General features: G+C 69.9%; 10 protein-coding genes. 7 read left to right on the top strand and 3 right to left on the bottom strand.

Features of this window, described 5'->3' with window-relative positions:
- The 3 genes from AC1DXV_RS26145 to AC1DXV_RS26155 form a co-directional block, all read right to left on the bottom strand.
- Nucleotides 1–1130 (bottom strand): NAD(P)H-hydrate epimerase (locus tag AC1DXV_RS26145; protein ID WP_477936297.1); only part of this gene is annotated, 1130 nt, incomplete at its 3' end.
- 9 nt (nucleotides 1131–1139) lie between these two features.
- Nucleotides 1140–2477: an FAD-dependent oxidoreductase gene (locus AC1DXV_RS26150; protein ID WP_477936299.1), complete on the bottom strand. Its 1338-nt coding sequence runs from the start codon at nucleotides 2475–2477 to the stop codon at nucleotides 1140–1142.
- A complete protein-coding gene (locus AC1DXV_RS26155; RefSeq protein WP_477868674.1) occupies nucleotides 2477–3829 on the bottom strand; it encodes an amidase in 1353 nt (450 codons plus the stop codon). Before AC1DXV_RS26155 ends, AC1DXV_RS26150 begins: the two co-directional genes overlap by 1 nt.
- 201 nt (nucleotides 3830–4030) lie before the next feature.
- On the opposite strand from AC1DXV_RS26155, the gene rpsB reads away from it, so the two are divergent.
- The 7 genes from rpsB (at nucleotide 4031) to ispC (ending at nucleotide 10090) form a co-directional block, all read left to right on the top strand.
- Nucleotides 4031–4777 (top strand): 30S ribosomal protein S2, encoded by a 747-nt coding sequence (rpsB, locus tag AC1DXV_RS26160; protein ID WP_477868672.1) that lies wholly within the window; start codon nucleotides 4031–4033, stop codon nucleotides 4775–4777.
- A 122-nt stretch (nucleotides 4778–4899) separates the two neighbouring features.
- Nucleotides 4900–5817 carry a translation elongation factor Ts gene (tsf, locus tag AC1DXV_RS26165; protein WP_477868670.1) on the top strand — a complete coding sequence of 306 codons (918 nt, stop codon included), beginning with the start codon at nucleotides 4900–4902 and terminating at the stop codon, nucleotides 5815–5817.
- Between the two features lie 95 nt (nucleotides 5818–5912).
- Nucleotides 5913–6623 carry a UMP kinase gene (gene pyrH, locus AC1DXV_RS26170; protein WP_047589795.1) on the top strand — a complete coding sequence of 237 codons (711 nt, stop codon included), beginning with the start codon at nucleotides 5913–5915 and terminating at the stop codon, nucleotides 6621–6623.
- Nucleotides 6624–6641: 18 nt separating this feature from the next.
- On the top strand, nucleotides 6642–7202 hold the full coding sequence (gene frr / locus AC1DXV_RS26175) for a ribosome recycling factor (RefSeq protein WP_477936301.1): 561 nt from the start codon (nucleotides 6642–6644) through the stop codon (nucleotides 7200–7202).
- A 51-nt stretch (nucleotides 7203–7253) separates the two neighbouring features.
- Nucleotides 7254–7985, top strand: a complete 732-nt coding sequence (uppS, locus tag AC1DXV_RS26180) for a polyprenyl diphosphate synthase (RefSeq protein WP_477936303.1) — start codon at nucleotides 7254–7256, stop codon at nucleotides 7983–7985.
- Nucleotides 7986–7988: 3 nt separating this feature from the next.
- On the top strand, nucleotides 7989–8825 hold the full coding sequence (locus AC1DXV_RS26185) for a phosphatidate cytidylyltransferase (RefSeq protein ID WP_477936305.1): 837 nt from the start codon (nucleotides 7989–7991) through the stop codon (nucleotides 8823–8825).
- A gap of 62 nt (nucleotides 8826–8887) precedes the next feature.
- A complete protein-coding gene (ispC, locus tag AC1DXV_RS26190; RefSeq protein WP_477869571.1) occupies nucleotides 8888–10090 on the top strand; it encodes a 1-deoxy-D-xylulose-5-phosphate reductoisomerase in 1203 nt (400 codons plus the stop codon).
- The last annotated feature ends 2 nt before the right edge of the window (nucleotides 10091–10092 follow it).

Below are 10092 nucleotides of genomic sequence, written 5' to 3' on the forward strand. Positions count from 1 at the left end.
GCCTCCAGCGGGTGGGGCGTCAGCACGGCCGGCCGGCCGCCGCGGCCGCGCGCGACCAGCAACTGCCGCAGGCCGGTGTCGGCAGCGATCGCGTTCAGCGCATCGGCATCGAGCACCAGGCGAGCGGCCTGGCTGATCACACGCGGCAGCACGGCACGCACCGCGGCCCCGCCGCCACAGCCGCAGACCACGGTGGCTTCGCGCAGCAGGTCGTCTTTCCACAGCGCCCGCCGGATCATCAGCTCGGGGTGCTCGCCGTCGACTGCCGGGCCGGCCTCGTCGAGCCAGCTCAGGTAGGTGCGGCCGGCGCCGGCCGCATGCCCGGCGCGTGCGGCCAGGAGCGCGGCGCCCGCCATCCCCGGTGCGCCACCGATCACGACCAGGTCGCCGAAGCTGCCCTTGTGCTGCGCATGCGCGCGCTGCCAGCCGGCAGTGGATGGTGCGGCGCCGAGCGAGGCGTCGGCCGATCCGGGGCCGATGTCGACGCCAAGGGCCTCCAGCCAGACCTCGCCGCAACGGTCGCGCCCGTGGCCGGTGAACAGCCCGGGCTTCAGCGTCAGCAGCGACAGCGTGTGCGTGGCCGTCACGCACGCATCACCGTGCGGCTGGCCGGTGTCCGCATCGAGGCCCGACGGCACGTCGATCGCGAGCACCGGGCAGGCGAGGGCGTTCAGGCGCTCGATCAGCGCCGCAAGCGCGCCTTCGGGCGCACGGCTCGCGCCGATGCCGAGCAAGGCGTCGACGGCGAAGTCGCCGGCGCGGCCGAAACCGACAGGCGGCTGCTCGACCCACTGCAGGTCTTCGGTCAGCGCCAGCGCATGGGCCTGCTTCGCGTCGCCACGCAGCCGTGATGGATCGCCCGCCAGCGTCACGAAGGTCTCGATGCCGATGCGGCGCAGCGCGACCGCCGCGACCATGCCGTCACCGCCGTTGTTGCCCGGCCCGACCGCCACCCAGGCGCGCCGCGTGTGCGGCGCGAGCGCACGGGCGAGGCGCGCCGCGGCAGCGCCGGCGCGCTGCATCAGCGTGAAGGGCGGCACCGATTGCAGCGCCGCGGCCTCGATCTCCCGCGTGCGGGCCAGCCCGTGCAGCGGCCAGGCGGGGGTTCCAGCATGGATCCGCTGCAGCATGCCAGTCGATCAGCGCCGCAGGCGCTCGATGCCCAGGCCGTCGATGTCGATTGCCGGTGCGCGCTGCGCGAGCTGGTCGGCGAGCACGCGGGCCGAGCCGCAGGCGAGCGCCCAGCCGCTGGAGCCGTGGCCGAGGTTCAGCCAGATGCCGGCGAGCCCGCTCGCGCCCAGCACCGGCGGGCCGTCCGGCAGCATCGGCCGCGCGCCTTTCCAGCGCTGCGCCTGGCTCATGCGCGCCGCGCCCGGGAACCAGTCGTTCAGCACCTTGTACAAGGTGTCGAGCGAGCCCTTGTTCATCGCCTGCGGCGAGCCGCCCAGCTCGGCGCTGCCGGCCACCCGCACGCGCGAGCCCATGCGGCTCACGGCGACCTTGTAGCGCTCGTCCATCAGTGCCGAGCGCGGGCCGACATCGGGGTGCGCCTCGTGGTGGCGCAGCGGCGCCGTCACCGAGTAGCCGTAGACCGGCGCGAGCGGCAGGCGCAGCCCGTGCGGCGTCAGCAACTCCGGCGCGCCCATCGCGGCGCAGACGACGATCGCGTCGAAGGTCTGCGTCTGCGGCTCGGCGATCGCCGGTGGCGCGCTGCGGCGGCCGCTGTCGCTGCTCGGCGTCGCGAGCGTCGATTCGTCGGCCGACAGCTGCAGGTGCGTGAGCTGCGGCCGCAGCCCGGGCTCGATGCGGCTGACGGTGGAGTGGAAGTTGAAGCGCGCCCCCAGGCGCTGCGCCTCGGCGCGCATCAGCCCGGCGAACTGGCGGCAGTTGCCGACCTCGTCGTTCGGCAGGTACAGGCCGCCGTGCAGCGGCGTCTCGGGGTTCAGCCCCGGTTCGACGCGCCGGCATTGCGCCGCATCGAGCGTCTCGAAGCGGATGCCCAGGTCGTGCAGCATCGCGATGCCGGCCTGCGCATGGGCCGCGTCGCGCGCAGAGCGCCACAGCACCAGGTAGCCGTCGGTGCGCTCGTACTCGAGCTGCAGCGTGGCGGTCAGCTTGTGCAGGCGGTCGCGGCTGAACAGCGCGAGGCGCTGCATGCGCGTGCGGTTCGCGCGGAAGCTGTGCAGGCTGCTGGCGCGCCACCAGCGCCACATCCAGCCGAGCGTCGCCAGGTCGAGTGTCGGGTTCACGCGCACCGGCGAGTGCTTGCTGAACAGGTGGCGCAGCACCTTGCCCGGCATGCCCGGGGCGGCCCACGGCGTCACGTAGCCGGGCGCGATCACGCCGGCGTTCGCGAAGCTGGTTTCCGCGGCCACGCTGCCGCGGCGTTCGAACACCGTCACGTCGTGGCCGTCGGCGGCCAGTTCGTACGCGGACGTGACGCCGACGATGCCGGCGCCGATCACGGCGACGCGCATCAGGCGGCCTCCGCGTCGGACAGTGCGCGCTCGATCGCGAGCGACACGTCGAGCACAGTGTCGTCGCGCAGCGCGCTGCTCCACACCATCAGCCCGACCGGCATCTCGCCCGCACGGTGGCAGGGCAGCGACAGCGCGCAGCCGTCGAGCATGTTGACCACCGACGGGTTGCGCAGCAGGCGCGCGTTGGTTGCGAAGAAGGCGTCGTCGCCGGCCAGGTCCGACACGAGGGGTGCGACCATCGGCACGGTGGGGCTGAGCAGCGCGTCGAACGGCGCGAGGCGCGGCGTCATGCGGGCGATCCAGTCGGCGCGGGCCTGCAGCAGCGCGATGTAGTCGGCCGCGCTCATGCGCTCGCCGCGGCGGATGCGCAGCGCGACGCGCGGGTCGTAGTCGGCCCCGCGTGTGCCGAGCAAGGTGCGGTGCCAGGCCCAGCTCTCGGCCGCCGGAAGGCCGCCGGCGGCGTTGATGGCCGCCAGCTCGTCGACCTCGGGCAGCGTGATCTCGTGCAGGCGGGCGCCCGCGCGGCGCAGCGTGGCCAGGCTGCGCTCGAAGGCCGAGGCCACTGCAGCGTCCAGCCCGTCGAGGAAGGCGCCGCCCGGCACCGCCAGCGTCAGCGCGGAGGCCGGGCGTCGGGCCAGCGTCACGCGGCGTGCCGACAGCAACTCGTGCAGCAGCACCGCATCGCGCACCGAGCGGGTGATCGCGCAGGCGGTGTCGAGCGAGGTCGACAGCGGGATCGCGCCGTCGAGCGGCGTCAGGCGGGCGGTGTTCTTGAAGCCGACCAAGCCTTGCAGCGCGGCGGGGATGCGGATCGAGCCGCCGGTGTCGGAGCCGAGCGCGGCCCAGGCGGCACCGCTGGCGACCGAGGTCGCGCCGCCCGAGGTCGAGCCGCCGGGAATGCGCGCTTGTGTGTCGAGCAAGGCGGTGGCGGCATTCAGCGGCGTGCCGTGGTGCGGGTTGATGCCTATGCCGGAGAACGCGAATTCGGTCAGGTTCGTGTGGCCGATCAGCGCGGCACCGGCGGCGCGCAGCCGCGACACCGCCGTGCAATCAATCGCCGCGGGTGACGCATCGGCCAGCGCGCGCGACGCGCCGCTTGTCGGATGGCCGGCCACGTCGAACAGGTCCTTGATGCTGACGGCCAGGCCGGCGAGCGGTGGCAGCGGCAGTCCGGCGGCGGCCTGCGCATCGAGGCCGGCCGCGACGGCCTGCGGGCCGGCGAAGCGGCGGATGAAGGTGTGCCGGTTGACGGGAAGGTCGGCGGCGGCCTGGCTGCGCGCCAGCGCGTCGACGGCCGTCGAGCGACCCAGCACGATCTCGCTGATGGCAGCGGTGAGGTCAAGAGGCATGGAGAGGGGAGGAGGCCGTGCTACACTCTACGGGTTTATCTGAGTGCACTTCTGCGTGACTTCCGCTCGTTGTCAAGAGGGCGGTTGGCAAGAAGAGGGGCAGCAGAAAACAAATCGCGAATCCGGCTGTTGAAAGGTGTTGCAGAGGTCTCAAAACCTTGCAATTCGAGACGGATTCTAGAACCAACCTTTGGAGTTCACATGACCATCACCATGCGTGAGATGCTGGAAGCCGGCGTCCATTTCGGCCACCAAACCCGCTTCTGGAACCCGAAGATGGCACCGTACATCTACGGCCATCGCAACAAGATCCACATCATCAACCTCGAGAAGACGCAGCCGCTCTTCAACGACGCGTTGAAATTCATCCGCCAGCTGGCAGCACGCCGCGGCACCATCCTGATGATCGGCACCAAGCGCCAGGCTCGCGAAGTCATCGCGATGGAAGCCCGCCGCGCCGGCATGCCCTTCGTCGACCAGCGCTGGCTGGGCGGCATGATGACMAACTTCAAGACGGTCAAGGGCTCGCTGAAGAAGCTGAAGGACATGCAGGCGCAGATCGAAGCCGGCACCGAGATCCGCATCAAGAAGGAAGCGCTGATGTTCCAGCGCGACCTGGCCAAGCTCGAGAAGGACATCGGCGGCATCCAGGACATGAACGCGCTGCCCGATGCGATGTTCGTGATCGACGTCGGCTACCACAAGATCGCCGTCGCCGAAGCCAAGAAGCTCGGCATCCCGGTGATCGGCATCGTCGACTCGAACCACTCGCCCGAAGGCATCGACTACGTGATCCCGGGCAACGACGACTCGTCGAAGGCCGTGGCGCTGTACGCCAAGGCGGTGGCCGATGCCATCATCGACGGCAAGGCCAACGCGAGCAACGAAGTGGTGCAAGCCGTTTCGGCCGAGGGCGATGAATTCGTGGAAGTCAGCGAGAACGCCTGATCCCGATGCCCCTGCCCGCTGAAAGGCGAGCGCACCAAGGGGCTGTCACAGCCCCTTTTTTTCAACCCGAGATCATTCGGCGCCCGGCCTCCGGCGGGGCGCCCAGCACACGGAGATTCAAGATGGCTGCAATCACTGCAAGCATGGTCGGCGAACTGCGCGCGAAGACCGACGCGCCGATGATGGAGTGCAAGAAGGCGCTGACGGAAGCCGGCGGCGACATGGAAAAGGCCGAAGAGCTGCTGCGCGTCAAGCTGGGCAGCAAGGCCGGCAAGGCCGCGTCGCGCATCACGGCCGAAGGCGTCGTGACGGCAGCGGTGGTCGGCAACGCCGGCGCGCTGGTCGAGGTCAACTGCGAGACCGACTTCACCTCGAAGAACGACATGTTCCTGAACTTCGCGAAGGCCTGCTCGCAGCTGGCCGCCGAGAAGAACCCGGCCGACCTGGCCGCGCTGTCGGCACTGCCGTACGCGCAGGACGGCTACGGCCCGACGCTCGACGACGTCCGCAAGGGCCTGATCGGCACGATCGGCGAGAACATGACGATCCGCCGCTTCAAGCGCTATGAAGGCGCCAAGCTGGCCAGCTACCTGCACGGCACCCGCATCGGCGTGCTGGTCGAGTTCGAAGGCGACGAGACCGCCGCCAAGGACGTCGCGATGCACATCGCCGCGATGAAGCCGGTGTCGCTGGCCTCGTCGGAAGTGCCCGCCGAGCTGATCGAGAAGGAACGCGCCGTGGCCGCCGGCAAGGCTGCCGAAGACGCGAAGGCCGCCGAGGCTGCCGGCAAGCCGGTGCAGTCGGCCGAGATCGTCACGAAGCGCATCGAAGGCTCGGTGCAGAAGTTCCTGAAGGAAGTCAGCCTGCTGAACCAGACCTTCGTCAAGAACGACAAGCAGACCGTCGAGCAGATGCTCAAGGGCGCGAACACGTCGGTCAAGGGCTTCACGCTGTACGTCGTCGGCGAAGGCATCGAGAAGAAGGTCGACGACTTCGCTGCCGAAGTGGCCGCGCAGGTCGCTGCCGCCAAGGGCGGCTGAAGCGAGAGAGATGCGGCGGGGCGCTCACGAGGCGTCCTGTCGCGATGGTTAGACTTCGGCGCCGCAAGGCTTGACCAACTCGGGGAGAAAACCGCATGCCGGCGTACAAGCGAATCCTGCTCAAGCTCTCGGGCGAAGCCCTGATGGGCGACGATGCCTACGGGATCAACCGGGCCACCATCGTTCGCATGGTGCGCGAGGTGCAAGAGGTGACGCAGCTCGGCTGCGAGGTCGCCGTCGTGATCGGCGGCGGCAACATCTTCCGCGGCGTGGCCGGCGGCTCGGTCGGCATGGACCGCGCGACCGCCGATTACATGGGCATGCTCGCCACCGTGATGAACTCGCTGGCGCTGGCCGACACGATGCGCCAGGAGGGCATGACCGCCCGCGTGATGTCGGCCATCAGCATCGAGCAGGTCGTCGAGCCCTACGTGCGGCCGAAGGCGCTGCAGTACCTCGAGGAAGGCAAGGTCGTGATCTTCGCGGCCGGCACCGGCAACCCGTTCTTCACGACCGACACCGCTGCTGCGCTGCGCGGCGCGGAGATGGGCGCCGAGATCGTGCTGAAGGCGACCAAGGTCGACGGCGTCTACAGTGCCGACCCCAAGAAGGACCCGACCGCGACGCGCTACAGTCAGATCAGTTTCGATGAAGCCATCACCCGCAACCTGCAGGTGCTGGACGCCACGGCCTTCGCGCTGTGCCGCGACCAGAAGCTGCCGATCAAGGTGTTCAGCATCTTCAAGGCAGGTGCCCTGAAGCGGGTGGTGATGGGTGAGGACGAGGGCACCCTCGTCCACGTGTGAGCGTGTGAGGAAACCGACATGAGCATCGCCGACATCAAGAAGACGGCCGAGCAGAAGATGGGCCGGACGATCGAATCGTTCAAGGGTGACCTGCAGAAGATCCGCACCGGCCGGGCCCACCCGGGCCTGCTCGACCAGGTGCAGGTCGACTACTACGGCTCCATGCTGCCGATCAGCCAGGTCGCCAACGTGACTCTGCTGGACGCCCGCACGATCACCGTGCAGCCCTGGGAAAAGGGCATGGGCGCGAAGATCGAGAAGGCCATCCGCGAATCCGACCTGGGCCTGAACCCGTCGTCGCAGGGCGACCTGCTGCGCGTGCCGATGCCCGCGCTCACCGAAGAGCGCCGCCGCGACCTGACCAAGGTCGTGCGCAACGCCGGCGAAGACGCCAAGATCGCCACGCGCAACCTGCGCCGCGATGCCAACGAGCATGCCAAGAAGCTGCTGAAGGACAAGGAGATCACCGAAGACGACGAGCGCCGCTCGCTCGACGAGGTGCAGAAGCTGACCGACCGCACGATCGCCGAGATCGATCGCCTGATCGCCGGCAAAGAAGCGGAGATCATGGCCGTCTGACGCGGCCGTGAAAGCAGCATCGTTTCCTCCCTGTTTTCCCGCTCGACCCCTGTGGACACCGTCTCCCGCGTTCCACGCCACGTGGCCATCGTGATGGACGGCAACGGCCGCTGGGCCAAGAAGCGGCTGATGCCGCGCTTCTTCGGCCACAAGCAGGGCGTCGATGCGCTGGTGCGCACCGTCGAGGCCTGTGCCGACCGCGGCATCGAATACCTCACCGTGTTCGCGTTCTCGTCCGAGAACTGGAAGCGGCCGACCGAAGAGGTGTCCGGACTGATGAGCCTGGTGCTGGTCGCCGTCTCGAAGTACCTGGCCAAGCTGGCGGGCGAGGGCGTTCGCATCCGCATCGTCGGCGACCGCTCGCAGGTGTCCGACAAGGTGCGCGCCGCCTGGGACGAGGCCGAGCGCACCACGGCCGAGAACCGGCGCATCACGCTGTCGGTCGCGTTCAACTACGGCGGCCGCTGGGACATCGTGCAGGCCTGCCAGCAGGCCATCGCGGCGGGCGTGCCGGCGCACGAGCTCGACGAAGCGAAGCTCGGCAGCTACATGGCGATGAATTTCGCGCCCGATCCCGACCTCTTCATCCGCACCGGCGGCGAGGTGCGCATCAGCAACTTCCTGCTGTGGCAGGTGGCGTACTCCGAGCTGGTGTTCAGCGACTGCCTGTGGCCGGAGTTCGGCCTCGCGCAACTCGATGCGGCGCTCGCCGACTACGCGAGCCGCGACCGCCGGTTCGGCCGCGTGAACAGTGCCGACGTGGCGGCCGAGGCGGGGGCCTGAGCCGTGCTGAAGCAACGCATCATCACCGCCGTCGTGCTGCTGCTCGTGCTGCTGCCGGCGATGTTCGCGCCGATGGCGTGGCCGTTCGCGCTGCTCACGCTGCTGATGATCGGCGCGGCCGGCTGGGAATGGGCGCGGCTGAACGCGGCGCCGTCCGGTCTCGCGATCGGGCTGGGCGTGGCGCTGGCCGCGGCCTGTGCCGCCGCCATGGCCGCCGGCTGGGTTCATGCCGGCGCCAGCCCCGCGTGGTGGCTGGCGTTCGCGGTGTGGGTGCTGGGCGGTGCGTTGGCGCTGCGGGTCGGGCCCGGCGCCTGGCCGCAACTGCCCACGGTTGCGCGCTGGGTGCTCGGGCTGGCCGCGCTGTGGACGGCCTGGCTGGCGCTGGCCAGCGCCAAGACCCTCGGCGTCAACTTCCTGTTGTCGGTGCTGTGCCTGGTGTGGGCGGCCGACATCGCCGCCTACTTCGGCGGCAAGGCCTTCGGCCGCCGCAAGCTCGCCCTGTCCATCAGCCCCGGCAAGAGCTGGGAAGGCGTGTGGAGCGGCATGCTGGGCGTGCTGGTGCTGGCCGGTGCCTGGATCGCGCTCGACCGGTCGATCCAGCCCGATTCGGCCAGCCTCTACACGCTGCTGCTGCAGCGCTTCGGCGTCTTCGGCCTGGTGCTGTCGCTGGTGTTCCTCTGCGCGATGAGCGTGGTCGGCGACCTGGTCGAATCGCTGGTCAAGCGTGCCGCCGGCGCCAAGGACAGCAGCGGCCTGTTGCCGGGGCACGGTGGCGTGCTCGACCGGGTCGACGCGCTGTTGCCGGTGTTCCCGATCGCGATGGCGCTCAGCTCGCTGTAGCGGCACCCCGGCACCCTCCGGCCGCACCCCTGCGCCACGCCACCTTCTTGCCAGGCCCACCGATGTCAGAAGTCTCGTCTCCCCGCCAGCGGGTGTGCATCCTCGGCTCCACCGGCAGCGTCGGCAGCAGCACGCTCGACGTGCTGGCGCGCCATCCCGGGCGCTTCGAGGTGTTCGCGCTGTCGGCGCACAGCCGCAGCGACGAACTGCTCGCGCAGTGCCTGCAATGGAAGCCCCGCTTCGCGGTGATGACGGATCCGGCGCACGCGAAGCGCCTGCGCGCCGCGTTGCGCGAGGCCGGCGCCGCCACCGAAGTGCTCGAAGGAGAGGCCGCGCTGGACCAGGTCGCCGCCCACCCCGAGGTCGACAGCGTGATGGCCGCGATCGTCGGTGCCGCCGGGCTGCCGTCGTGCCTGGCCGCGGCGCGCGCCGGCAAGCGGCTGCTGCTGGCCAACAAGGAGGCGCTGGTCGTCGGCGGGGCGTTCTTCATGGACGCGGTGCGCACCGGCGGCGCCACCTTGCTGCCGGTCGACAGCGAGCATTCGGCGATCTTCCAGTGCCTGCCCGAAGACCGCAGCACCTGGCCGCAGCGCATCGACCACCTGCTGCTCACCGCCTCGGGCGGGCCGTTCCGCCGCCGCGACCCGGCCACGTTGCACAGCGTGACGCCCGACGAGGCCTGCGCGCACCCCAACTGGGTGATGGGCCGCAAGATCTCGGTCGACTCGGCGACGATGATGAACAAGGCGCTCGAGGTCATCGAGGCGCGCTGGCTGTTCGACCTGGCGCCGCAGCAGATCCGCGTCGTGCTGCACCCGCAGAGCGTGATCCATTCGATGGTGGTGCTGCGCGACAACTCGGTGCTGGCCCAGCTCGGTACGCCCGACATGCGCGTGCCGATCGCCTACAGCCTGTCGTTCCCCGAGCGCATCGAGTCGGGCGCCTCGCAGCTCGATTTCCTGCAGATGTCGGCGCTGAGCTTCGAGGAGGCCGACTTCGTGCGCTACCCGGGCCTGAAACTCGCTTGGGACACGCTGCGCGGGCCCGAGGGCAGCACCGCGATCCTCAACGCCGCCAACGAGATTGGTGTCGCTTCATTTCTGGCAGGAACCATCCGCTTCGATCAGATTCACAGCGTCAATGTCAGCACCCTCGACGCCATGACCCCCGAACGCGACGCCTGCCGCTCGCTCGACGGGTTGATCGCGCTCGACGAGCAGGCGCGGCGCGTCGCCCGGGCCCGCGTGGCGGAGATGCGCGCATGAAC

It is taken from the genome of Rhizobacter sp. P3_C12, assembly GCF_056402735.1.

What these genes read in the sequence shown, in the direction of transcription:
- pyrH (WP_047589795.1), top strand. Translation starts at nt 5,913, where the DNA reads ATGCCGGCGTACAAGCGAATCCTGCTCAAGCTCTCGGGCGAAGCCCTG.
- AC1DXV_RS26155 (WP_477868674.1), bottom strand. Translation starts at nt 3,829, where the DNA reads ATGCCTCTTGACCTCACCGCTGCCATCAGCGAGATCGTGCTGGGTCGC.
- ispC (WP_477869571.1), top strand. Translation starts at nt 8,888, where the DNA reads ATGTCAGAAGTCTCGTCTCCCCGCCAGCGGGTGTGCATCCTCGGCTCC.
- frr (WP_477936301.1), top strand. Translation starts at nt 6,642, where the DNA reads ATGAGCATCGCCGACATCAAGAAGACGGCCGAGCAGAAGATGGGCCGG.
- tsf (WP_477868670.1), top strand. Translation starts at nt 4,900, where the DNA reads ATGGCTGCAATCACTGCAAGCATGGTCGGCGAACTGCGCGCGAAGACC.
- AC1DXV_RS26150 (WP_477936299.1), bottom strand. Translation starts at nt 2,477, where the DNA reads ATGCGCGTCGCCGTGATCGGCGCCGGCATCGTCGGCGTCACGTCCGCG.